Below are 24407 nucleotides of genomic sequence, written 5' to 3' on the forward strand. Positions count from 1 at the left end.
CCACGGGGTGGCGGATCCAGCCAAAACAACCAATCCATAAAACAATTGGTATCAACAAACTTGGCACACTATTGAGTTCTCAAACAACAGACACATTCGAATATTCCCGGAAGAAATTCAGTAACTGAATTACATATTCCGTATTTCTTCGCTGCGTGTTTCGATCTTATTTCATTCATATTCACTTTTGCAAATCCGGTTATTTTCCCGGAATTCACTCGGTGGAATGAATCCGCCCAGCAGAATGGGAAGCAATTTCTCCAGTTCCACGCTGTGCGCGGTAAGAATTGCTTCTCATCAGTTGGGGGTTGTGGCCACTCAGCGGCGGCGACTCAAAAAACAATACACGCCCCCCGGCGGCCGTGCAAATCGGCTGCCGAGAGGCGTGCATCAAGCATCCGAAGGTGCTAGGGAACCAGCACCTCAACCGTGGCCAGGTTCTTCTTGCCCCTGCGCAGGAGCAAATACTGGCCATGCAGGAGTTCAGACTCGGAAATCACGGCCTCAGGATCCGAGACTTTCTCGTTGTTGACGTAGGCGCCGCCCTCCCCCACGGTTCTCCGGGCAGCCGACTTGCTTTCGGAAAGTCCGGACGCAACCAGGAGGTCGACGATTCCCATCCCGTCCACCTGCACCGTGGTGGTGGGAAGTTCGGAGGTTGCCGCCTGCAGGGTTGCCTTGTCCAGCGCGGCCAGATCGCCGTTGCCAAAGAGCGCCGCCGAGGCGGCAATGACCTTCTCGGTGGCGTCGACGCCATGCACCAGCGAGGTGACCTCGAAAGCCAACTTCCGCTGGCCTTCCCTGGCAAAGGGACGCTCCGCCACCGAAACTGCGATCTCTTCGATCTCGGCCCGCGTCAGGAAGGTGAAGACCTTGAGCCGGTCCACGACGTCGGCATCGGACGTGTTGAGCCAGAACTGGTAGAACGCATACGGGCTGCACATGCCGGCATCGAGCCAAATGGCGTTGCCCTCGCTCTTGCCGAACTTGGTTCCATCGGAGTTGGTGATCAAGGGGGTGCCGAGGGCGTGTACGCTCTTGCCCTCCACCTTGCGGATCAGCTCCGTACCGCTGGTGAGGTTGCCCCACTGGTCGGAGCCGCCGGTCTGCAGTACGCAGCCGTAGTCGCGGTAGAGCTGGAGGTAGTCCATGCCCTGCAGGATCTGGTAGCTGAATTCGGTGTAGCTGATGCCTTCATCGGAGTTCAGCCGGGAGGCCACAGCGTCCTTGCGCAGCATGGTGCCCACCCGGAAGTGCTTGCCCACTTCACGCAGGAAGTCGATGGCGCTCAACGGCGCCGTCCAGTCCAGGTTGTTCACGATCCTTGCAGCGTTGTCCCCTTCAAAGCTGAGGAAGCGGCTGACTTGGGCCTGGAGGTAGCCCACCCACTCCGCAACCGTGTCCTTGGTGTTCAAGGTGCGCTCCGCCGTCGGACGGGGATCGCCGATCATGCCGGTGGAACCGCCAACCAGCCCCAGCGGTTTATGCCCGGCCAGCTGGAGCCGCCGCATGACCAGCAGCTGGACCAGGTTGCCCAGGTGCAGGCTCGGCGCGGTGGGGTCGAAGCCGCAATAGTAGGTGACCGGCCCATTGGCGAGGAGCTTCTCCAGCTCTGCTTCGTCCGTGGAGACATGGACCAGCCCACGCCACTTCAGTTCCTGCCAAATGTTGGCGAAAGTGGGGTCGTTGCGCTGCGGTTCGAGGTTGTTCAGTTCAGGCACGCTTCCTAAGTTAGCAGTAACGCCGGGACCCCGGTCAGCCGGCTATTCCGGCCGGTACCGGTTCTGCGGCAATCAACCGCAGCCGCTGCGTGGCGCGGGTCATGGCAACGTAGAGATCCCCCACCTTGCCGTGCTCGTGGTTGAGCATGACGGAAGGTTCCAGCACCACCACACCGTCGAACTCCAGTCCCTTCGCCTCACGCGGGCTGATGACCACGATGTCCTGTTCGTAGCTTCCCGCGCCGGTACCGATCCGCCGGCCGTAAGCCGCACGCAGGGCGGAAGTTGCCTGGGGCAGGAGGTCACCGTCGGCGATGACGGCGAGCAGGCCGCCGTCGAGCGCTCCCAACTCCTCCGGAAGGACCTCGAGAAGCCGGTCCACCACGCCGCCGGCAGCAACCTCATCGATGATGGGTGACCAGCGTCCTTCACGTACGGCCTTGGGAGCGGACACCACCAGGCCGGCGGCGTTGGCCATCCTGACCGCGGCCTCGGCGATCTGTGACGGCGTACGGTAATTGACCGTCAACTCTTCCAGCTGCCACCGGTCACCGAACATCGGGGCCAGTGCGCCCTGCCAGGAGTTGGCACCGGCCACGGAACTGGTCTGGGCGATGTCCCCCACGATGGTGAAGGACTTCAGCGGGCAGCGCCGGACCAGCAGCCGCCACTGCATGGGCGAGAGTTCCTGCGCCTCGTCCACCACGATGTGCCCGAATGCCCAGGTCCGGTCACTCGTGGCACGCTCGGCAGCGGTCTGCCGGGCGCCCTGCTCCTGGTTCTGTTCAGCAAGCTCCTCAGCGGACATCAGCGGGTCCACGCCGGCGGCCTGCATGTTGACCAGGGTCTGTTTTGCGTTGGCAAGGTCCCGGGCCCGGTCGTGCTCCTGCTGGGCCAGCCCCCGTCCGGCGGCCGGGTCCAGCTCGCCCAGCAGCTCGGCGGCCTCATCCAGCAGCGGCACGTCCGGCTCGGTCCACGGAGCGTCGGCGGGGCGCAGCAGCAGCGCCCGCTCCTCCGGTGTCATGTTGGGGGTGCAGAATTCCAGGATTTCCGGCTTGCTGAAGAGGTCCGAAATCAGCTTTTCCGGAGTCATCGGCATCCAGCACAAGTTCAGCGCAATCCGCACGTCCCGGGCAGTGCGCACATCCTCGGCCAGGTACGAGCGGTCCGCATTGTTCCCGATGCTCCCGGCCTCAACGAGTTCGGTCATCTCCTCTGTCAGCTCGCGCAGCAGGATCTTGACGAACGTCACCCGGGCCTCGTTGTACGGCTTCCCGGTGGCGCGTGCACGTTCCCGGGCACGACGGACCTGCCGGGGCGTCAAGGTCAGCTTGCGCCCGTCCACCTCGAGGATCCGGTTCCGGGCGGGGACACGCATCCGGTTGGACACGGCGTTGGCCACGATGGCGGCCATGTCCAGGCGCCCCTTGATGGCCGCCACGTCGGCGTTGGTTTCGGGCACGGCGTGGATGCCCGGCATCAAGCGGCCAACGCTGGCCATGACAACCCCCGTCTCGCCGAGCGAGGGCAGCACCCGTTCGATGTATTTCATGAACGACGACGACGGCCCCACCAGCAGGACGCCGGCGCTTTTGAGCCGGTCACGATGGGTGTAGAGCAGGTAGGCGGCGCGGTGCAGCGCCACGGCGGTCTTGCCCGTGCCGGGGCCGCCCTGGACCACCACGGCACCGGAGATCGAGGACCGGATGATGCGGTCCTGCTCGGACTGGATGGTGCTGACGATGTCCGACATCCGGCCGGTCCGCTTGGAGTTCAGGGCGGCAAGCAGGGCCCCTTCGCCCTGGAGCGATTCGGCGTCCGTCAGCATGCCTGCGTCAAGGACGTCGTCCTCGATGGCTTTGACGTCGCGGCCCTGCAGGATCAGGTGCCGGCGGCGCCGCACACCCTGCCGGTCGAAGGCGGTGGCCTGGTAGAAGTGGCCGGCCTCGGGTGCCCGCCAGTCCACCATCAACCGCTGCAGGTCCTCGGTGGTCAGCCCGATACGCCCGATGTACTGGGCCTCGCCGGAATCCAGGTCCAGCCGGCCGAACACCAGCCGGTCATCCACGGCGTCCAGCTGGGCCAGGCGGTCCTCATACAGTGCGGCGAACGCATCACGTTCGGAAACGTTCTGCATGGTGCCCACGGCTCCGGCACGGCGGACCTGCGCCAGTTGGCGGCGCTTTTCCTCACGGAGCTCCTCCAGCCGGGCATACAGGCCGGCAACATAGTCCCGTTCGTGGGCCAATTCGGCGTCGAGCATCAACGTTCCCCTATCGCGAAAGACAGACCGTCCATTCTACAACCATTTCGATTAACGCAGGCGAAACGTGCCTGCCCCGGGCGGCCCACCGGCCGCGGGCCTCCGGGTCCGCGGTTTGGCTGCCTTGTATTTGGAAACCGTGGGGTCGCCGGTGAGCCAGAACCGCCAGGCGTAGCGGTCCGATCCCCCGGCCCCGGCCACGCCCACCCGCGGACCGGAGCTGACGGGACCGGCCGGACCGGAGGGAAGCTCCAGCCCGAACGGCGGTGCCAGCGCATCCCGGCCGCTGTCCGCCGTCGTCATGCCCAGCGCCTTGGCCAGGCGGGCCGGGCCGCTGGCAAGGTCGGCGGGGGTTTTCGACGTCGGACGCCGGCGTTGCGCCACGTCCAGCCCGCCGACGATTTCCCCGGCCCGCAGCAGCAGGGCGGAAGCCACCCCGTCGGGTCCGCACACGATGTTGGTGCAGTGATGCATGCCGTAGGTGAAGTAGACGTAGAGGTGCCCGGCGGGACCGAACATCGGCGCGTTGCGGGGCGTCGGGCCGCGGTAGGTGTGCGAGCCGGGATCGGGATGCAGGGAGTCCTCCGGCCCAAGGTAGGCCTCCACCTCGGTCAACCGCACGGACACGGTGCCGTCCCGGGACTCGTGGGTCAGCACGGCGCCAAGCAGCAGCGGCGCGAGTTCCCGGGCGTCCCCGGACAGGAAATCCCGGAGCAGCCCGGTGGTTGAAGGGCTCTCATCCATTGCTCGACTGTACCCAGAAATCCGCTGTTCCCGCGGGAACCAACGGGCATCCGGCACCAACCACGGCGATGTCCGATTTCCGCTAGTAGCAGTGGTGCGGGGCTGGCAGGATGGAGGCATGGACTTCTGGCAGCGCTACCGGGCAATCGATGCCCGCGACCCCCGGTTCGATGGCCAGTTCTTCACAGCCGTCCGCACCACCGGGATCTATTGCCGTCCCTCGTGCCCGGCCCGGACGCCAAAGGCATCGAACGTGACGTTCTACGAGACGTCCGCGGCCGCCCACGAGGCAGGGTACCGGGCCTGCAAACGTTGCCTGCCGGAGGCTGTCCCGGGGACACCGGCATGGAACGTGCGCCAAGACGTTGCCGGCCGGGCGATGCGCCTGATCAACGATGGCGTCATCAACCGGGACGGCGTGGCGGGTCTTGCTGCCCGGCTGGGTTACTCCGCCCGGCAGCTCAACCGCATCCTCGGCCAGGAACTGGGTGCCGGTCCTCTGTCGCTGGCCCGGGCGGCGAGGGCACAGACGGCACGCACCCTGTTGGTGTCCACGTCCATGAAGTTTGCGGATGTGGCCTTCGCAGCCGGTTTCAGCAGCATCCGGCAGTTCAACGACACCATTGCCGAAGTCTTCGACCTGACCCCCACGGCACTGCGGCGGACCACCCGGCATCCGGCAGCCGCCGGGGGCGCCACCGCCCTGACCCTGAGCCTGCCCTACCGGGCGCCCTTCGATACCGGTATTTTCTCCTTCCTGGCCGTGCGTGCCATTCCGGGAATCGAGGAGGGCACGCCCACCTCCTATGCCCGGACCCTCCGCCTCCCGCACGGCGACGCCCGGTTCCGGGTGGAGTACGACGACGCCGCGCGGGGGCGGCCGCTGACCCTCACCGTCGGCGCGGTGGACCTGCGCGACCTTCCGGCGCTGCTGAGCCGCGTGAGGCGGCTGTTCGACCTCGACGCGGACCCGGAAGCGATTGACGGCACGCTTGCTGCGGACCCCCGGCTGGCGGACTCCGTTTCAGCTGCCCCCGGGATGAGGCTGCCCGGGGCGCTGGACCCGCAGGAACTGTTGGTGCGGGCCATGGTGGGGCAGCAGATCACGGTGGCGGCCGCCCGGACCGCACTCACGCAACTGGCCGCCGCCGGCAGCCCCGCCAGCGACCCCGGCGGGGGCCTGGAACGGCTGTTTCCGACGCCGGCGCAGATCGCCGCAGCGGGGCATGTGCTGCGCGGACCCCGGCGAAGGATCGAATCGCTGCTGAACGCGGCGGATGCGATGGCCGGCGGGCGGCTCGAATTCGGGTACGGCGACGATGTGCCAAGCCTCACCGGGGCCCTGCTTTCCCTGCCGGGGGTGGGACCATGGACGGTGGGATACGTGGCAATTCGCGTCCTGGGCGCCCCGGACATCTTCCTCGCCAACGACGCCGCCGTCCGGAACGGCATCCGCGCCCTCGGCACCGGAGGCCACACCCTCACACCGGACTTCCGGGAAACCAGCCCCTGGCGTTCCTACGCCACCATGCACTTGTGGCGCGCCGCGGCACGGCCCGCCACTCCATCCACCCCCGCGAAAGGGATGCCATGAAAGCCCAACTGCTGCAACTGTCCACCCCGGACGGTCCGTTTACCATCCTCGCCAGGGACGGCATGGTCCTGGCCTCGGGCTGGACGGCCGGCCTGCCGGAATTGATCGGGCAGGTCCACCCCGCGCTGCGTCCCGAGGACGTGGAGGAGGTGGCCGGCCTGGCGGGAATCTCGTCCGCCGTCGAGGCCTTCTACGACGGCGACCCGGCGCCCGCCATGGCCGTCCCGGTCCTGCAGCGGTCCGGGCCGTTCCGCGCGCACGCCTGGGATGTGCTGCGGGAGGTCAAACCGGGTTTCCCGGTGACGTACAGCGAGTACGCGGCCCTGGCAGGGAACCCCAAGGCAGTGCGGGCGGCGGCCAGTGCGTGCGCCTTCAACGCGGCGGCCCTTTTTGTCCCATGCCACCGGGTGATCCGGACTGACGGCTCTTTGGGCGGGTTCCGCTGGGGCCTGCCTATCAAGGAGAGCCTGCTGGCCCGCGAGGCCGCGTAGGGCTACTTGGGGTCCGGCATCGCCGAAGGCCAGGGCAGCAGCTCCGGAAGGTCCGTCCCGTCGCCGGCGGCGGTGGCGCGCAGGCTGTCCAGCGATGGCTGTCTGCCGGCGAGCCATGCGGCGATATCAGTGACCATGCCGCTGACGACGACGGTGCTGCCGCCGGCGCCGAGTCCCATCGGCGGCAGGGCAACGGGCTGCAGGACCAGCCGGGTTCCCGTGGGAACCCGGGCGGCCAGAAAGTCGAAAAGGTGCGAGCAGAAGGCGCCGTTCCAGGTTTCGGGGCCCGTGCCGGCATCCAGGTCCGAGGTGTGGATGACAAGTTCGCGCCACAGCGCCAGGCCTGCGTCGTAGATGACTCCGTCGCGGAAGGCGATGGGCGTCTGCCACTCAGGACCGGTCAGAGCATCGAAGGCGGCCAGCGCCCGGTGGAGGGCTGCGGTGATGTCGGCGCGGTGCTGGCCGAGGCTGTGCCCCGCTGCAAGATCGATGGCACGGTTGCGTCCCTCTACGCCGCCGTCGTAGAGCGCCACCTTTTCGCCGCGGCGGCCGTGCTCCACCTGCCGGGCGAGGGCGTCGCAGATGCCGGCGATGTGGGCCAGCAAGTGGCCGCGGCTCCAGCCGGGAAGCGTTGACGGCGCCTTTTCGCCGCCGTCGGGAAGGCGGTCCAGGGCGGCGGCAAGCGCCTCGGCGGCCTTGTGCAGTTCAGCTTGGAGCGCCGCAGGGGAAGGTGAGGTCATGCGGTCAGCCTAGCGGAGGGCCCGGCGCGGCGGCGGCTATTCCAGCGGTGTTCCGTCCGGTCCAACGCGGTGCCGGACGTGCCGGCCGTCGGCGGCTGCCTGCCAGAACTCAATCTCGCGAGGCTGGAGTGCATAGAGCTGCCAGTTCGGGTTTTCGGTGCCGTCTGCGCGGGGCCGTTCGTGCCAGTCGAGGCTGGAGGCTTCGGCGGAGAGACCGGTCACCGTCCCGGCGAGCCGGACCTGCCGGCCCAGGCGTGGCCAGTAAAAGTTCATCGCAGCCCTCGGCTCCGCCGTGAGTTCCCTGCCCTTGCGGGAGGTGCGGGACGTGGCGAAGTGCCAGCCGTCGTCGTCGATGTTCTTCAGGATCAGCATCCGGGAAGAAGGCTGCGGGCCGCCCCCGGACGCGGCATCCACCGTGGCGAGGCTGAACGCGTGCGGCTGTTGCTCCCCCGCGTCCAAGGCCTCGTCCAGCCATTGCTTGAAGAGCAAAGCCGGATCCCGCGGGGCACTGCCGGGATGGAAGGCGGGCAGGTCGGCCGGGAAATCGGGCAGCGTGCGAAGGAACTTCCGGAACGTTTCGCTCATGGACCCAGCCTAGCCACATGCGGGTTTCAGCACGCCCAACCACCCGCGCCCGCCCCCGACGCCCGCTCAGGTATTGCAGTGGAACTACCAACGCCCGCTCACTTCTGCCCTTAAAACGCCAACGCCCGCTCACTTTCCTAACGAAAGTGAGCGGGCGTTGGCCCAAAACCGGCAGGAAGTGAGCGGGCGTTTCAGCCGGCGTACGCCCGGACGTCCGCGAGTTCACCCTCCAGGGCGACAAGCTGGCGTTCGACGGCGGCCGGTGCCGTGCCGCCCTGGGAGTTGCGGCTGTTCAGCGAACCTTCCGTGGACAGGACCGTGCGGACCTCCGGCGTGAGGTGCTCCGAAATGGCGGCGTACTCCTCATCCGTCAGATCCCACAGCTCCACGCCGCGGGACTCGGCCTGCTTGACCGCGGCACCGGAGAGCTCGTGCGCCTCGCGGAACGGCACGCCCTGGCGGACAAGCCACTCGGCGATGTCCGTGGCCAGCGCGAAACCCTGCGGGGCCAGGGACTCCATCCGTTCCGTATTGAACTTTAGGGTGGCGATCATGCCGGAGACGGCCGGGAGCAGCAGCTCCAGGGTGTCGGCGGCGTCAAACACCGGTTCCTTGTCCTCCTGCAGGTCGCGGTTGTACGCGAGCGGCAGGCCCTTAAGCGTGGCCAGCAGCCCGGTCAGGTTGCCGATCAGGCGCCCTGCCTTGCCGCGGGCCAGCTCTGCCACGTCCGGGTTCTTCTTCTGCGGCATGATCGAGGAGCCGGTGGAATAGGAATCGTGCAGGGTGACGAAGGAGAACTCCTTCGTGGCCCAGAAGATCACTTCCTCGGAGATCCGGGACAGGTCCACGCCGATCATCGAGCAAACCCAGGCGAACTCGGCGAAGACGTCGCGGGACGCGGTGCCGTCGATCGAGTTGTGCGTGGCCGAGTAGAACCCGAGGTCAGCCGCCACCGCTTCGGGGTCCAGCCCCAACGAGGAGCCGGCCAGCGCACCGGAGCCGTAGGGCGAGACCCCGGCCCGCTTGTCCCAGTCCCGGAGCCGCTGCACGTCGCGCAGCAGTGCCCAGGCGTGGGCCAGCAGGTGGTGGCTGAGCAGAACCGGCTGGGCGTGCTGCAGGTGGGTGCGGCCCGGCATGGCAACACCGTGGTGCGCCTTGGCCTGCTCCACCAGGGCATCCACCGTGGCCAGGACGCCCCGGGCGATGATCCGTGCATGGTCGCGCAGGAACATCCGGCCCAACGTGGCCACCTGGTCGTTACGCGAACGGCCGGCGCGGAGCTTGCCGCCGAGCTGGGCGCCGGCTCGCTCGATCAGGCCGCGTTCCAGCGAACCGTGCACGTCCTCGTCGGACTCGGCCGGAGTGTACGCACCGGAGGCGACGTCCGCGTCCAGGCGGTCCAGGGCGTTCAGCATCCCCGCCAGCTCGCCGTCGTCGAGCAGTCCGGCCTTGTGCAGCACGCGCGCGTGCGCCTTGGAGCCGGCTATGTCGTAACGGGCCAGGCGCCAGTCGAAGTGCGTGGACTTGCTCAGCGCCGCGAGGGCGTCCGCGGGGCCGCCGGCGAACCGGCCGCCCCACAACGCACCCGTGTTCGTCCCCGAGCGCACCCCAACCTCGCTGCGCTCGGCCGGGGACCCCTGCGCTCGTGGGCCCTGCTTGGAATTCGGCTCAGCCATCCGGGCTACTTTCCTGCGACGCGGATGTCGCGGCCGGAGGCAACCTTGGCGGACATGCCCCACAGCTCGATGAAGCCCTTGGCCTGGGACTGGTCGAAGGTGTCGCCGGTGTCGTAGGTGGCCAGCGAGAAGTCGTACAGCGAGGTGTCGGAGCGGCGGCCGTTGACGATCGCCTGGCCACCGTGGAGGGTCATGCGGATGTCGCCGGAGACGTACTTCTGGGTGTCCTCGATGAAGGCGTCCAGGGAGCGCTTGAGCGGGGAGAACCACTGTCCGTCGTAGACAAGTTCGGCCCAGCGCTGGCCAACGGTGGCCTTGAAGCGGGCCTGCTCACGCTCGATGGTGATGTCCTCCAGGTGCTTGTGCGCGGTGATCAGCGCCATGGCACCGGGGGCCTCGTAGATTTCGCGGGACTTGATGCCCACCAGGCGGTCCTCGACGACGTCGATGCGGCCCACGCCCTGGGCACCGGCGCGGCGGTTGAGTTCCTTGATGGCCTGCAGCGGGGTGACCTTGACGCCGTCGATCGCGACGGGGACGCCTGCCTCGAAGGAGATGGTGACTTCATCCGGTGCCGGCGGGAACTCCGGGGTGGCGGTGTAGTCGTAGATGTCCTTGGTGGGGGCGTTCCAGATGTCCTCGAGGTAGCCGGTTTCCACGGCGCGGCCCCAGACGTTCTGGTCGATCGAGTACGGGTTCTTCTTGGTGGTCTCGATGGGCAGTCCCTTTTCCTCGGCGAAGGCGATGGCCTTGTCGCGGGTCAGGGCGAGGTCGCGGACCGGGGCGATGCACTTCAGGTCCGGGCCGAGGGTCTGGATGCCCACTTCGAAGCGGACCTGGTCGTTGCCCTTGCCGGTGCAGCCGTGGGCCACGGTGGTGGCGCCGAATTCGCGGGCGGCCTTCACCAGGTGCTTGACGATCACCGGGCGGGAGATGGCGGACACCAGCGGGTAGTGGCCCTGGTACAGGGCGTTGGCCTTCAGCGTGGGCACGCAGTATTCATTGGCGAACTCGTCCGAGGCGTCCGCGACGTAGGCCTCGACGGCGCCGCAACCGAGGGCGCGCTGGCGGATGGTTTCCAGCGATTCGCCGCCCTGTCCGACGTCGACGGCCACGGCGATGACCTCGGCACCGGTGGCTTCACCGATCCAGCCGATGGCTACTGACGTGTCCAGGCCGCCGGAGTAGGCCAGCACAATGCGTTCAGTCACTTTAAATGCTCCTTGTTGGGGTTGGTTGATGTTCTGTCGTCAAGCTTATTGCCCGGCTTCCTCGGCCAGTTGCAGGAAGCGCGCTGCGAGGTCCGGGCCGCCCAGCGGATCGCGTGACACCAGCAGGACGGTGTCGTCCCCTGCGATGGTGCCCAGGATGGATGGCATCACCGAGTGGTCGATGGCCAGGGCCAGGAAGTTCGCGGCACCGGGCGGGGTCCGCAGGACGGCGATGTTGGCGGAGGCTTCCGCCGTGACCAGCAGTTCGCTGCACAGCCGGGCCAGCCGCGCGTCCAGGATTTCCTGCGTGACGCCGCTCTTCGCGGCCCGTTCGCCGCCTTCGCCGGGCACGGCGTACACCAGGACGCCTTCCTTGCCACGGACGCGTACCGCACCCAGTTCCACCAGGTCCCGGGACAGGGTTGCCTGGGTGACCTGCACGCCGTCGTCCGCCAGCAGCGCCGCAAGCTCAGCCTGCGAACGAACGGACTGCCCGGTAAGGATGGCGGTGATGCGTGCCTGCCGGGCGGTCTTGGTGGCCGGGCTGCTGCCCGGGGAGGACGGCTGGGCGGTCACTGGAACGTGCTCTCCCCGGCACCTTCAACGGGGGAAAGGCCGTCAACGACGGCCAGGCCGGACCGGTGCATCAGCCAGGCCATCAGGGCCTTCTGGGCGTGCAGGCGGTTTTCCGCCTCGTCCCAGACGATGGACTGGGGTCCGTCGATGACGTCCGCTGAGATTTCGTAACCGCGGTAGGCAGGCAGGCAGTGGAGCACGACGGCGTCTTCCGCGGCGAGTGCCAGGGCGTCCGAATCGACGGAGTAGTCCCGGAACAGCTGGAGCCGTGCTTCCTTCTCGGCTTCCTGCCCCATGGAAACCCACGTGTCGGTGGCCACCACGTCCGCTCCCTGCAGGGCTTCCTTCGCATCGGTGGTGACCAGCACGGAACCGCCGGTTTCGGCCGCCCGTTCCTTCGCGGCCGCCACGATGTCCGCGGCCGGCAGGTAACCTTCCGGACCGGCAATGCGGACGTGCATCCCGGCCGTGACGCCGGCCAGCAGGTAGGAGTTGGCCATGTTGTTGGCGGCGTCGCCGAGGTAGCTCATGGTGAGCCCCTTCAGTTCGCCCTTGTGTTCCTTGACGGCGAGGAGGTCGGCCAGGAGCTGGCAAGGGTGGTAGTCATCGCACAGGGCGTTGATGACCGGGACTTTGGAGTTGGCAGCCATGGCCACCAGCCCGGAGTGCGCGCCGGTGCGCCACACGATGGTGGACACCATCCGTTCGAGGACCTTGGCGGTGTCCTCCACGGATTCCTTGTGCCCGATCTGCGCCTCGCCGGGGTTGATGATCAGGGCATTGCCACCCATGTCGGCGATGCCCGTGGCGAACGAGACGCGGGTCCGGGTGGAGGTCTTATCGAAGATGACGGCCACGGTCTTGCGTCCGCTGCGCTCAGCGGCGAACGGCTGGACGCTGTACGGAGCGGCCTTCATCCGGGCTGCGAGTTCCAGGACCTCTGCCTGCTCGGCGGGGCTGAGGTCGGTGTCCTTGAGGAAGTGCCGGGTTGCGGTGGTCACTGGGCGTCCTTAGCTGTCTGGAGGATTGCCGGGAAAGCGGCGAGGAAGGTGTCCGCCTGGGCTGCGGTGAGGATCAGCGGCGGTGCCAGGCGGATGGTGCGCGGGCCGGGGCTGTTGACGATGAAGCCTGCGTCGAGGGCGGCGTGCACGACGGCGGGGGCGACGTCGGCGTCGAGGTCGAAGCCGACCAGCAGCCCTTCACCCCGGACCTCGGTGACGCCGGGGACCGCGGCCAGTGCGGAGCGCAAGTGCGCACCCACCGCGGTGGCGTTGGCCAGGACGTCCTGGCTTTCGAGCGCGTGGAGGGTGGCCAGGGCGGCCGCCGTGGCCACCGGGTTGCCGCCGAACGTGGTGCCGTGCTGGCCGGCGGACAGCAACGACGACGTCTGCTCACCCATGGTGATCAGGGCGCCGATGGGGAATCCGCCACCGAGGCCCTTGGCCAGGGTGACGGCGTCGGGGACGATCCCGGCGTCTTCGCTGGCCAGCCACTTGCCGGTCCGCCCGATGCCGGTCTGGACCTCGTCGAGGATCAGGAGTGCTCCCGCCTTGGTGGTGGCCTCACGGGCAGCCTGCAGGTAGCCCGGGGGCAGCGGCCGGACGCCGGCCTCGCCCTGGATGGGCTCCAGGAAGACGGCGGCAACGGTGTCATCCACTGCTGCCTGCAGCGCAGCGATGTCGCCGAACGGAATGTGCACCACGCCACCGGGCAGCGGTTCGAACGGTGCCCGGTAGGCTTCCTTGGCGGTCAGCGCCAGGGCACCCATGGTCCGGCCATGGAAAGCGCCTTCGAGGGCGATGATTTTGCTCCGCTTGGTGTCGCCGGCGCCGGTGTTGCGGCGGGCAAGCTTGAACGCTGCCTCGTTCGCTTCCGTGCCGGAGTTGCTGAAGAACACCTTGGACCCGGCAGGGGCGTGGGTGAGCTCCAAAAGTTTCTCCGCCAAGGCCACCTGCGTGGGGCTGGTGAAGAAGTTCGAGACATGGCCCAGGGTTGCCAGCTGGCTGGCGATGACTGAGGTCACGAAGGGGTGGGCGTGGCCGAGGGCGTTGACGGCGATACCGCCGAGCAGGTCCAGGTATTCCTTGCCGTCGGCGTCCCACACCAGGCAGCCGGCGCCGCGGACCAGGACGCGCTGGGGCGTGCCGAAGACGTTCATCAGCGAGGTGGAGTAGCGGGAGAGCCACTCGGAGCCCGCGTGGCCCTTGGTTTGCACCAGTTCGGCCACCGGGGTTTCGACAAGCTCAACCTCTGCGGTGTGCTTACTCATGCGTTGTTCTCCTCGTCCGGGACCACCTGGGTGCCGATGCCCGCCGTCGTAAATGTTTCAAGAAGCATGGAGTGGGGCAGGCGCCCGTCCACGATGTGCGCGCGCTCCACGCCCTCGTCGATGGCCTTCAGGCACGCGGCCATCTTGGGGATCATGCCCGATTCGAGCCGGGGCAGCATCTTCCGCAGCTCGGAGGCCGTCAGCGATGAAATCAGGGAGGACTTGTCCGGCCAGTTGGCATACAGGCCTTCGACGTCGGTCAGGATGACCAGCTTGGAGGCGCCCAGTGCCGAGGCGACGGCGGCGGCCGCGGTGTCCGCGTTGACGTTCAGGACCTGGCCGGTGGGCTGGAAACGCCCGGCACCTGCCACGTTCTCCCCGCCGTCGACAATCTCCGGGGCGACGGTGGAGATCACCGGGATGCGGCCGGCGGCCAGGATGTCCACGATGCCGGCGGGGTCGACGCCGACCACCTCGCCCACGAGCCCGAGGTCGATGTCTTCGCCGTCCACCACGGTGCCGGTGCGGACGGCGCGCAGCAGCCCGCCGTCTTCGCCGGACATGCCGACGGCATAGGGCCCGTGGGAGTTGATCAGGCCCACCAGTTCGCGCCCCACCTGGCCGGTGAGGACCATGCGGACCACGTCCATGGCTTCCGGGGTGGTGACGCGCAGGCCGCCTTTGAACTCGGATTCGATGCCCAGCCGCCCCAGCATGGAGTTGATCTGGGGGCCGCCACCGTGCACCACCACCGGGTGGATACCCACGTGGTGCAGGAAGACGATGTCCTCTGCGAAGGCCCGGCGCAGTTCGTCGTTGACCATGGCGTTGCCGCCGTACTTGATCACCATGGTGGTCCCTGCGAACCGCTGGATCCAGGGCAGCGCCTCGATCAGGGTGGCGGCCTTGTCCTGGGCAGCGGACATGCTGGTGGTTTCACGCGTCTGGGTGTTCATGCTGTCACTTTCCGCAGCGGTTCCTGCCGGAAGCAGGAGCTCCTAGCTGGAGTAGGCGCTGTTCTCGTGGACGTAGTCGTGGGTGAGGTCGTTGGTCCAGATGGTGGCTTCGGCGTCGCCTGCCTGCAGGTCGATCTCCACCAGGACCTCGCGCGGTTCCAGGTCCACCAGGCTCCGGTCGTCGCCGATGCTGCCGTTGCGGCAGATCTGGATCCCGTTCATGGCCACGTTGAGCTTGTCCGGTTCAAACGCAGCGTCCGTTGTGCCCACGGCGGACAGCACGCGGCCCCAGTTCGGGTCCTTGCCAAAGATGGCGGCCTTGAACAGGTTGGAGCGGGCCACGGAACGGCTGACCGTTTCGGCGTCCGCTTCGCTGGCGGCATTGAAGGTGCGGATGGCGATGTCGTGGCTGGCGCCCTCGGCGTCGGCGATCAGTTTGCGGGCCAGTTCGGCGCAGACCTGGGTGAGGCCGGCACCGAAGTCCGCTGCGGAAGGTACGGCCCCGGACGCGCCGGAGGCCAGCAGGACCACGGTGTCGTTGGTGGACATGCAGCCGTCCGAGTCGGCGCGGTCGAAGGTGACGCGGGTGGCGTCCCGCAGGACGACGTCGAGCATTTCGGATTCGACGGCGGCGTCGGTGGTGAGGACTACCAGCATGGTGGCCAGGCCGGGGGCCAGCATGCCGGCACCCTTGGCGATGCCGCCGATGCTGAACTCCTGGCCGTCGGCGTCGGTGCCGATGAACAGCGCCGATTTGGGAACGCTGTCGGTGGTCATGATCGCGGTGCCCGCCGCCGGACCGCCGTCGGCGCTCAATGCTGCCGCCGCCGCTTCGACGCCCGGCAGGATCTTGTCCATGGGCAGCTGTTCACCGATCAGGCCGGTGGAGCAGACAAAGACGTCGGTGGCCGAAATCCCCAGGACCTCTGCCACTTTCTCCGCGGTGCTGTGGGTGTTCTGGAAGCCGGTGGGGCCGGTGCAGGCGTTGGCGCCGCCGGAATTGAGGATCACGGCGTCGACGCGGCCGTCGGAGACCACCTGGCGGGACCAGTGGACCGGAGCCGCTGCCACCCGGTTGCTGGTGAACACGGCGGCCGCGGCCCTGGCCGGGCCGTCGTTGACCACGAGGGCGAGGTCCGGGTTGCCGGAAGCCTTGAGGCCGGCGGTGACGCCGGCTGCCCGGAATCCCTGGGGTGCGGTGATGGTCACGGGGCTACTCCCTGCAGGTTGAGGCCGTCGGTTTCCGGCAGGCCGAGTGCGATGTTCATGGACTGGACGGCGCCGCCGGCGGTGCCCTTGGTGAGGTTGTCAATCACGCAGGTCACGATCACGCGCCCGGTGTGGGGGTCGAGGGCGAGCTGCATGGCGGCGTGGTTGGAGCCCTGGACGGACTTGGTGGCTGGCCACTGGCCTTCCGGCAGGACATGGACGAACGGCTCGTCGTCGTACGTGTCCGTCCATGCCTGGCGCAGCTGCGCCGCGGTGGTGCCGGCCTTGACCTTGGCCGTGGCGGTGGTGAGGATTCCGCGGCTCATCGGAGCCAGCGTGGGGGTGAAGGACACCGTGACCTGCTCCCCCGCCGCGTTGGACAGTCCCTGCTCGATTTCCGGTGTGTGCCGGTGTCCGCCGCCCACTCCGTACGGGCTCATGGATCCCATCACTTCGGAGCCGATGAGGTTGGCCTTGGCCGCCTTGCCCGCGCCGGAGGTGCCGGAGGCGGAAACGATGACGACGTCGTCGGGCTCCAGCAGGTGGGCTGCGAACCCGGGAGTGAGCGCCAGCAGGGCGGAGGTGGGATAGCAGCCGGGGACGGCGATGCGCCTGGCACCCTTCAGGGCCTCGCGCTGGCCGGGCAACTCCGGAAGTCCGTACGGCCAGGTGCCGGCGTGGGCGGAACCGTAGAACTTCTCCCAGGCCGCGGGGTCCTCGAGCCGGTGGTCGGCTCCGGCATCAATGACGACCGTTCCTTCCGGAAGCTGGGCGGCGATTTCGGCGGAAGCGCCATGCGGGAGGGCAAGGAAGACGACGTCGTGGCCGGAGAGGTTCTCCACCGTGGTGTCTTCCAGGATCCGGCTTGCCAGTCCGTGCAGGTGCGGCTGCAGTTCCCCCAACCGCGAGCCCGCGTTGCTGTGCGCCGTAATTGCGCCGATGGTCACACCGGGGTGCCCGGCCAGGAGGCGGAGGACCTCTCCCCCGGCGTATCCGCTGGCTCCCGAAACCGCAACAGAAATAGTCATGCCTCCACCATACAACAATAATTATGCAATGGGGTCGATATTTATACATGCGCAATCCGGGGACGGTTGTTCCGCATACGTGTCCGTCCGGCACAAGGTGTCCCTAGGATGGACTTCGGCAGCCGGGCCGGAGGTACCGGAACCCGGGAAAGGAGCGCCATGACGCACGCAATCCTCGCACGGCAGGCAGGCGGACCGGAAGTCCTTGAATATACCGGGGTTGAGCCCCCCACGCCCGGCCCGGGGCAGCTGCTGTTCAAGGTGGGCGCGGCCGGCGTGAACTTCATCGATACCTACAAGCGCAGCGGCACCTACAAGGTGCAGTACCCCTTCACCCCCGGCACCGAGGCCGCCGGCACGGTGGAGGCGGTGGGAGACGGGGTGACCGGATTTGCCGTCGGCGACCGGATTGCCACGGCTGAGGGCATCAACTGCTACGCGGACTACGCGCTGGTGGACGAAGACGCCGCGCTGCCGGTACCAAGGGGCCTGGACGTCTTTACCGCCGCGGCGCTGCCCCTGCAGGGCATGACTGCCCACTACCTGATGAACTCCACGTTCAAGGTCGAAAGTGGCCACAGGGTCCTGCTGCATGCCGGCGCCGGAGGCGTGGGACTGCTGCTGATCCAGATGCTTAAGGCACGGGGCGCTGAGGTGTTCACCACGGTGTCCACCGACGAAAAGGAAGACTTGGCGCGCGGCGCCGGAGCGGACCACGTGCTGCGCTACGAAGGATTCGCGGAGCGGGTCCGGGAGATCACGGGCAGTACCGGCGTGGACGTGGTGTACGACGGCGTGGGCAAGGACACCTTCGACGGTTCCCTTTCAGCCTTGCGCATCAGGGGGATGCTGGTGTTGTTCGGTGCCGCATCGGGCCCCGTCCCGCCGGTCGACCCGCAGCGCCTGAATGCCGGCGGCTCCTTATTCCTGACCCGCCCCACGATGGGCCACTACCTCCAGGATGCCGCGGAGCGGCGTTGGCGTTCCGACGAAGTGTTCGCTGCGGCGGCCGATGGCAGCCTGAAGGTGCGGGTAGGGGCCCGCTACCCGTTGTCCCAGGCAGCCCTGGCGCACCGCGACCTTGAGGGCAGGAAGACCACCGGCAAAGTGCTCCTGGTTCCGTAACCGCGGGCAACGTGAACACCGGGCAAACCCCCGGACCGCCTCAAACGGCGCGTCCGGGCGCGCCGGACACCTTTTGTTCATCTTCTCCCGGGAAAATGCACGGGTGACCCAGCAGCAGGACCCCTTCGGGGATGACCATCCCGGTGCAGCGCCGGCCAGCACCGTCCGACAGGATCCTGCGGCCTCTGCAGCCGCGCCACCGGCAGGCGGGCACGGCAGCAACGTCGCCCTGTACGGGCCCCAGCTGCCGGGAGCCGCGGCTGCGCCCCCGGCCCGGACCCTGATCGACGTCCTGCAGGACACCGCGGCCCGTTTTCCGGACGCTTCGGCCTTGGACGACGGCCGCACCTCACTGAGCTACGCACAGCTGCTGGATGCTGTCCGTGCCACCGGCCGCCGGCTGCACCAGGCCGGGTTCGGCGCCGGAGACAGGATTGGCATCCGGATCCCGTCCGGCACCAGCGAACTCTACGTTTCAATCCTCGCCGTACTCCTGGTGGGAGCCGCGTATGTCCCCGTGGACGCCGACGATCCCGAGGAACGCGCGCGGCTGGTGTTCGGCGAGGCCAACGTGGCAGCCGTCCTGGGGCAGGGCGGTTCGATCAGGCCGGGCGCATCGATCGGGACGGGGCCGGCCGGGCAGGGGCGGAAAGGCCCGTTCAAAGGCGCACGGCCCCCGGAACCTGGCGACGACGCCTGGATCATCTTTACCTCCGGCTCCACCGGAACACCCAAGGGCGTGGCGGTCCGGCACCGGTCTGCCGCTGCCTTCGTGGATGCGGAGGCAAGGATCTTCCTCCAGGACGAACCCCTCGGTCCGCAGGACCGGGTCCTGGCCGGGCTGTCGGTCGCCTTCGACGCTTCCTGTGAGGAAATGTGGCTCGCCTGGCGGCACGGCGCCTGCCTGGTGCCCGCACCGCGCGCCCTGGTCCGGACCGGCATGGACCTTGGCCCCTGGCTGATCAACCACGGCATCACCGCCGTTTCGACCGTGCCCACCCTCGCTGCGCTCTGGCCGGCGGAATCGCTCGAGAACGTCCGGCTCCTCATATTCGGCGGCGAGGCCTGCCCGCCCGAGCTGGCCAGCCGCCTGGCCGTTGAAGGCCGCGAAGTCTGGAACACGTACGGTCCAACGGAAGCAACGGTGGTGGCCTGCGCGGCGCCCCTGGGTGCACCCGGTCCCGTGCGGATCGGGTTGCCGCTGGACGGCTGGGACCTGGCCATCGTGGATGGGAACGCGGTACCGGTAGCCGAAGGCGAAGTAGGCGAACTCATCATCGGCGGCGTTGGCCTTGCCCGCTACCTCGATCCTGCCAAGGACGCGGAGAAGTACGCGCCCATGCCCACCCTGGGGTGGGACCGGGCCTACCGGTCGGGTGACCTGGTGCGCTTCGAGCAGGCCGGCCTGGTCTTCCAGGGCCGGGCCGACGAACAGGTCAAGCTCGGCGGCCGCAGGATTGAGCTGGGCGAGATCGATGCCGCGCTCCAGTCCCTTCCCGGGGTGGCCGGCGGCGCCGCGGCAGTCCAAACCACGGCCGCCGGAAACCACGTCCTGGTGGGCTACCTGGCGCCGGCGGCCGGGGTGGACCTTGACCTTTCGGTTGCCCGGGAGCAGCTGACGGCAAGCCTGCCTGCGGCCCTGGTTCCCATGCTCACCGTGGTGGACTCCCTGCCGACCAAGACCAGCGGCAAGGTAAACCGGCACGAACTCCCATGGCCGCTGGCCGGGGCTGGCGCCGCGGAGGCTAACGCCGCCCCCCTGAATATTCCGGATGACGCCGCCTGGATCGTGGAGCAGTGGAGCAACGTGCTGGGGAGCCCGGTCAGCTCGTTGGACGCCGATTTCTTCGCGTACGGTGGCGGTTCACTCTCGGCCGCCCAGCTGGTCTCGGCCCTGCGGGTCCGCTACCCCACCATCACCGTGGCCGATATCTACGCGACGCCGCGGATCGGTGCGCTGGTGGAAGTGGCACGCCAGTCCCGTCCGGGCGGCCCGGCGGCCCCGGCACCGGAGCGCTCCGTGCGGCCCACTGCCAGGAAGTCCCAGGTTTTCCAGACCCTGATGGGTGTGCCGCTGCACATCCTGGTGGGCATGCGGTGGCTGACCTACGTCATGGCCCTGAACAACCTGTTGGCCGGGCTTGCCGGGTTCACTGCCGCTCCCACGGTCTCGTGGTGGTGGGTGGCGGTGTCCTGGCTGGTGTTCGTCAGCCCGGCGGGGCGGATGCTGTTGGCTATCGGCGCGGCCCGGTTCCTGCTGCGCGGGGTGGAACCGGGCATCTATCCGCGGTCCGGGCGCGTCCACTTGCGGTTGTGGCTCGCCGAACAGATCCAGGACCTCGCCGGCGCCGTCAGCCTCGCCAGTGCGCCATGGGTCCCGTATTACGCCCGGGCGCTGGGTGCAAAGATCGGCCGGGACGTCCAGCTGCATTCGCTGCCTCCTGTTACCGGGATGCTGACGCTGGGCAGCGGAGCCAACGTGGAACCGGAAGTGGACCTCTCCGGCTGGTGGATCGACGGCGACGATGTCCATATTGGAGCCATCCGGATTGGCCGCGGAGCCAGCGTGGGCGCACGCAGCACGCTGATGCCCGGCGCCTCGATCGGAGCCGGGGCGCAGGTGGAAGCCGGTTCCGCGGTGCTGGGGAAGGTCAAGGCAGGCCAGCTGGCGGCCGGGTCTCCGGCGCGCCGGCAGGGCAAGGCCAAACACAGCGTGCCGGATGCCGCAGCCCAAGGCAGGTTTGCCGCACGCGCCTGGTTCGCCGGCTTCGCGCTGGCGTCGGCTTGCCTTTCCGTCATCCCTTACGTGTCCGCCGCTGTCGCGCTGTGGGTCGCGTTCGCCTTCATCCAGGGCAGTACCTCTCTCACCGAAGCACTCCCCCGGCTGGTGCCGGCCCTTGCCCCCGCGTCGCTGGTGTGGTTTGCCGTGAACGCCGTCCTGGTGCTGGCTGCCACGCGCCTGCTGTCCATCGGGATCGCGGAGGGCTACTACCGGATCCGCAGCCGGGTGGGCTGGCAGATCTGGGCCACCGAGCGGGTGCTGGACCTGGCCAGGGACCTGCTGTTCCCGATCTACGCCAGCCTGTTCACCCCGGTGTGGCTTCGCCTGCTGGGCGCCAAGGTCGGGAAGAACGTCGAGGCCTCCACCGTGCTGCTGATACCGAAGATGACCACCGTGGGAGAGGGTGCCTTCCTGGCCGATGACACCATGGTGGCCTCTTACGACCTCGACGGCGGCTGGTTGCGCGTGGCGCCGGCCAAGATCGGCAAGCGGTCCTTCCTCGGCAATTCCGGCATGACCGCCGCCGGCCGGAACGTGCCCAAGAACTCGCTGGTGGCCGTCCTGTCCGCGACGCCGGCAAAAGCCAAGGCGGGCACCTCCTGGCTGGGAAGCCCGCCGGTCCGGCTGCGGCGGACCGCGATCGCCTCAGACGGTTCCCGCACTTTCCAGCCCCCGGCGCAGCTGAAGGTGGCCCGGACCCTGTGGGAGCTGGGCCGGTTTGTGCCGGTCATGCTCACGGTGGCCATCGCTGCCGGCACCATGCTGGCCTTCGACTGGATCGCTGCAGCCCTGGGCTATGGCGCCGCAGCCGTACTCACGGGCGTGGTCATGCTGCTGGCGGGCTTTGTCGCCGCAGCCGCGTCCGTCGTCGCCAAGTGGATCCTGGTGGGCCGGATCTGCCCCGGCGAGCACCCGCTCTGGAGCTCGTTCATCTGGCGCAACGAAGTAGTGGACAGCTTTATCGAGATGGTGTCCGCGCCATGGTTTGCGCGGGCTGCTTCCGGCACGCCGGCCCTGGTCTGGTGGCTGCGTGCGCTCGGCGCGAAGATCGGCAGCGGCACATGGTGTGAAAGCTACTGGCTGCCCGAAGCCGACCTGGTGACGCTTGGCCGCAACTCCACGGTGAATCGGGGCTGCGTGGTGCAGACGCACCTGTTCCATGACCGGGTGATGAGCATTGACGCTGTTACGCTCGAGGACGGGGCCACCATGGGCCCGCACGGGGTCATCCTTCCCCAGGCCAGGGTCGGCGCAGGCGGAACAGTGGGGCCGGCGTCCCTGGTGATGCGCGGCGAAGCAGTTCCCGCCGCGACGTACTGGATGGGCAACCCCGTCAGTCCCTGGAGCGGCCCCGGATCGCCGTCTGCCAACCGAAGGTCCCCATGAGTTCTTCAGCATCATCCGCGCGCGGCAGTGTCAACGAGGCCGGCGGCGCTGCCCCGGATCCTTACCTGCCCGGCGCCGGGACCAACGCCTTCCGGGTGGAGCGGTACGAACTGGACCTGGACTACCGGGTGGCCAGCAACCGGCTCAGCGGCAGGGCGGTGCTGCACGGCGTCACGTGCGTCCCGGCGTCGGCCATTGTGCTGGACCTTGCCGGGCTGCGCGCCACCAAAGTGCTGCTGGACGGCCGCAAGCCCCTTCGGTTCAGCCAGCGGGCAGGGCAACTCGTGGTTTCGGCGCAGAACCCTTTCGAGGCCCGGCAGCCGTTCACGCTGGAGGTGCGCTACGAAGGCAACCCGCGGCCACGTCGGGGCCTCTGGGGTGAGGTGGGCTGGGAGGAGCTCACGGACGGCGTCCTGGTGGCCGGGCAGCCCAACGGGGCGCCCTCCTGGTTCCCGTGCAACGACCACCTCGGGGACAAAGCCAGCTACCGGTTCACCGTGACCACCGATGCGAACTACCGCGTGGTGTGCAACGGCGTCCTGCAATCGCACACCGCCCGTTCCAGCCGCGAAACCTGGGTCTATGAACAAGCCGATCCCATGCCCGCCTACCTGGCCACCGTGCAGATCGGCAGGTACGCTCTGCTGGAACTGGACAGCGGACGGCACGGCACCCCCGTTCCGCAGACCGTGGCCGTCTCCCACGCCCTGGCCGACCGGGCACGGGCCGGCCTGGCGCTCCAGCCGGCCATGATGCGCACCTTCAGCAGCTGCTTTGGCCCCTACCCTTTTCCCGGTTACGTCGTGGTGGTCACCGAGGACGAACTGGAAATCCCGCTTGAGGCGCAGGCCATGTCAATCCTTGGCCCCAACCACCTGGGCCTGGACTGGGAGTCCCAGCGCCTGATCGCCCACGAGCTCTCCCATCAATGGTTTGGCAATGCCCTGACGGCGGCCAGCTGGCAGGACATCTGGCTGCACGAGGGCTTTGCCTGCTACGCGGAATGGATCTGGTCCGAAGAAGCCGGCGTCATGGCCGTGGCGGACCGGGCCGGGGCTGCCTGGCGCCGGCTGGCCGCCGAGGAGCAAGACATCCTGGTGGGCGACCCCGGACCCGGGCGGATGTTCGATGACCGCGTCTATAAGCGGGGCGCGCTGGCTGTCCATGCCGTCAGGATGGCCGTGGGCGACCTCGCCTTCTTTGCCGTCCTGCAGGACTGGACCGCCAGCCACCGGCACGGCTCGGTCACGACGCAGGACTTCATCATGGCCGTCAGCCGGGCAACAGCCGTGGATGCCGAATCCCTGCTGCACCCGTGGCTCTACGAGGAGCCGCTGCCGCCATTGCCGGCGTCCTGAGCGGGCACGGAAAGCGCGACGGCGGCGGCCAGGTGGGCGGGAAGCCCGGTTTCCGCGGGGCCAAGGTCGATCAGTCCGGGACGTTCCAGGACGTCAAGGGAGGACGGCATCCTGCTGAGTCCCTCGCCGGTCATCTTCAGCCAGGCCTCTTTGCGGGCCCACAACCTTGCTCTGGCTGCAGGGAGGAGGTCCGCCGTGACGCCCCGGAGCGCAAGCTGTTCGGCAGGTGCCAGCGCCAGTCCGTCGAACCCGTCGAAACCGGTGCGGGCCGGATCCTCGATGTCCGTCCCGAGGCGGGTTCCGGGTGCGGCATCCGGCACGGCCGCGAGCAGGGTCCAGCCGCCGGCCCGGGACAGGCTGAGGGCCAGGGGCACGGGGGCACCCCGATAGGTGTACCCCGGCCTGCCGTGGCCCAGGTCCGGGCCCGTGCCGCAGCGCGGGCAGCCGTAGGCCGTGGCGAGGTCTGCGGCGGACACTGACAGCAGGCTGGCGGCGAAGTCCCGCTGGGCCAAACGCCCGGCCAGGAACGCCGTCCCGGCGGCAGCCGCCATGGCCTTGGCCCGCGCCAGTTCCACGCCGTCCAGGAGGCGTTCGGCGTCCTTGCGCACCGCGGCGGCGTCGCCGGGCAGCAGGAAGGGCGGGACTGCACGCATTTCACAGTGCGTCATGACCCGCCCCTCCGGAGGCTGCGAA

19 protein-coding genes are annotated in these 24407 nt (G+C 68.4%); 5 read left to right on the forward strand and 14 right to left on the reverse strand.

The window, feature by feature from the left end:
• Positions 1-407: 407 nt before the first annotated feature.
• The 3 genes from tyrS to DFO47_RS18350 are packed head-to-tail and all read right to left on the reverse strand — an operon-like array spanning position 408 to position 4728.
• Entirely contained in the window at positions 408-1721 is a 1314-nt protein-coding gene (tyrS, locus tag DFO47_RS18340) for a tyrosine--tRNA ligase (protein ID WP_018763582.1), read from the reverse strand.
• Positions 1722-1755: 34 nt separating this feature from the next.
• Positions 1756-3984, reverse strand: coding sequence for an AAA family ATPase (locus tag DFO47_RS18345; RefSeq protein WP_133832564.1), 2229 nt, complete (start codon positions 3982-3984; stop codon positions 1756-1758).
• A gap of 51 nt (positions 3985-4035) precedes the next feature.
• Positions 4036-4728 (reverse strand): DNA-3-methyladenine glycosylase, encoded by a 693-nt coding sequence (locus tag DFO47_RS18350; RefSeq protein ID WP_133832565.1) that lies wholly within the window; start codon positions 4726-4728, stop codon positions 4036-4038.
• Between the two features lie 118 nt (positions 4729-4846).
• Here DFO47_RS18350 and DFO47_RS18355 point away from each other — a divergent pair, with 118 nt between their 5' ends.
• Both DFO47_RS18355 and DFO47_RS18360 read left to right on the forward strand, forming a co-directional pair.
• On the forward strand, positions 4847-6322 hold the full coding sequence (locus DFO47_RS18355) for an AlkA N-terminal domain-containing protein (protein WP_133832566.1): 1476 nt from the start codon (positions 4847-4849) through the stop codon (positions 6320-6322).
• Positions 6319-6813, forward strand: a complete 495-nt coding sequence (locus tag DFO47_RS18360) for a methylated-DNA--[protein]-cysteine S-methyltransferase (RefSeq protein WP_133832567.1) — start codon at positions 6319-6321, stop codon at positions 6811-6813. Before DFO47_RS18355 ends, DFO47_RS18360 begins: the two co-directional genes overlap by 4 nt.
• 2 nt (positions 6814-6815) lie before the next feature.
• Here DFO47_RS18360 and DFO47_RS18365 read toward each other — a convergent pair whose 3' ends face one another.
• From DFO47_RS18365 to argC, 10 genes are all read right to left on the reverse strand, one after another.
• Positions 6816-7553 carry a maleylpyruvate isomerase family mycothiol-dependent enzyme gene (locus tag DFO47_RS18365; protein WP_133832568.1) on the reverse strand — a complete coding sequence of 246 codons (738 nt, stop codon included), beginning with the start codon at positions 7551-7553 and terminating at the stop codon, positions 6816-6818.
• 36 nt (positions 7554-7589) lie between these two features.
• Entirely contained in the window at positions 7590-8138 is a 549-nt protein-coding gene (locus DFO47_RS18370) for a pyridoxamine 5'-phosphate oxidase family protein (protein WP_018763588.1), read from the reverse strand.
• Positions 8139-8329: 191 nt separating this feature from the next.
• Positions 8330-9814: an argininosuccinate lyase gene (gene argH / locus DFO47_RS18375; protein WP_133832569.1), complete on the reverse strand. Its 1485-nt coding sequence runs from the start codon at positions 9812-9814 to the stop codon at positions 8330-8332.
• A gap of 5 nt (positions 9815-9819) precedes the next feature.
• Positions 9820-11025 carry an argininosuccinate synthase gene (locus DFO47_RS18380; RefSeq protein WP_018763590.1) on the reverse strand — a complete coding sequence of 402 codons (1206 nt, stop codon included), beginning with the start codon at positions 11023-11025 and terminating at the stop codon, positions 9820-9822.
• 45 nt (positions 11026-11070) lie between these two features.
• Entirely contained in the window at positions 11071-11601 is a 531-nt protein-coding gene (locus tag DFO47_RS18385; RefSeq protein WP_018763591.1) for an arginine repressor, read from the reverse strand.
• Positions 11598-12602 (reverse strand): ornithine carbamoyltransferase, encoded by a 1005-nt coding sequence (argF, locus tag DFO47_RS18390; protein WP_109044876.1) that lies wholly within the window; start codon positions 12600-12602, stop codon positions 11598-11600. The genes DFO47_RS18385 and argF overlap by 4 nt, the downstream gene beginning before the upstream one ends.
• The gene (locus DFO47_RS18395; protein WP_133832570.1) at positions 12599-13870 is read right to left on the reverse strand and encodes an acetylornithine transaminase; all 1272 of its coding nucleotides are present in this window, start codon (positions 13868-13870) and stop codon (positions 12599-12601) included. Before DFO47_RS18395 ends, argF begins: the two co-directional genes overlap by 4 nt.
• A complete protein-coding gene (gene argB / locus DFO47_RS18400; protein WP_018763594.1) occupies positions 13867-14826 on the reverse strand; it encodes an acetylglutamate kinase in 960 nt (319 codons plus the stop codon). Before argB ends, DFO47_RS18395 begins: the two co-directional genes overlap by 4 nt.
• A 42-nt stretch (positions 14827-14868) precedes the next feature.
• Complete coding sequence (argJ, locus tag DFO47_RS18405; protein ID WP_133832571.1) at positions 14869-16035, reverse strand: bifunctional glutamate N-acetyltransferase/amino-acid acetyltransferase ArgJ; 1167 nt, start codon at positions 16033-16035, stop codon at positions 14869-14871.
• The gene (gene argC, locus DFO47_RS18410) at positions 16032-17063 is read right to left on the reverse strand and encodes an N-acetyl-gamma-glutamyl-phosphate reductase (protein ID WP_133832572.1); all 1032 of its coding nucleotides are present in this window, start codon (positions 17061-17063) and stop codon (positions 16032-16034) included. The genes argJ and argC overlap by 4 nt, the downstream gene beginning before the upstream one ends.
• 159 nt (positions 17064-17222) lie before the next feature.
• Between argC and DFO47_RS18415 the strand changes: the two genes are divergently transcribed.
• From DFO47_RS18415 to DFO47_RS18425, 3 genes are all read left to right on the forward strand, one after another.
• Positions 17223-18188, forward strand: coding sequence for a quinone oxidoreductase (locus tag DFO47_RS18415; RefSeq protein WP_133832573.1), 966 nt, complete (start codon positions 17223-17225; stop codon positions 18186-18188).
• A 229-nt stretch (positions 18189-18417) separates the two neighbouring features.
• A complete protein-coding gene (locus tag DFO47_RS18420; RefSeq protein ID WP_133832642.1) occupies positions 18418-22356 on the forward strand; it encodes a Pls/PosA family non-ribosomal peptide synthetase in 3939 nt (1312 codons plus the stop codon).
• Positions 22353-23714, forward strand: a complete 1362-nt coding sequence (locus DFO47_RS18425) for a M1 family metallopeptidase (RefSeq protein ID WP_208294431.1) — start codon at positions 22353-22355, stop codon at positions 23712-23714. The genes DFO47_RS18420 and DFO47_RS18425 overlap by 4 nt, the downstream gene beginning before the upstream one ends.
• On the opposite strand, the gene DFO47_RS18430 is transcribed toward DFO47_RS18425, so the two are convergent.
• Positions 23678-24382 (reverse strand): 4'-phosphopantetheinyl transferase superfamily protein, encoded by a 705-nt coding sequence (locus DFO47_RS18430; protein ID WP_243835538.1) that lies wholly within the window; start codon positions 24380-24382, stop codon positions 23678-23680. The genes DFO47_RS18425 and DFO47_RS18430 overlap by 37 nt on opposite strands.
• Positions 24383-24407: the final 25 nt, after the last annotated feature.

It is taken from the genome of Arthrobacter sp. AG258 (assembly GCF_004364695.1).
Classification (GTDB): Bacteria; Actinomycetota; Actinomycetes; order Actinomycetales; family Micrococcaceae; genus Arthrobacter.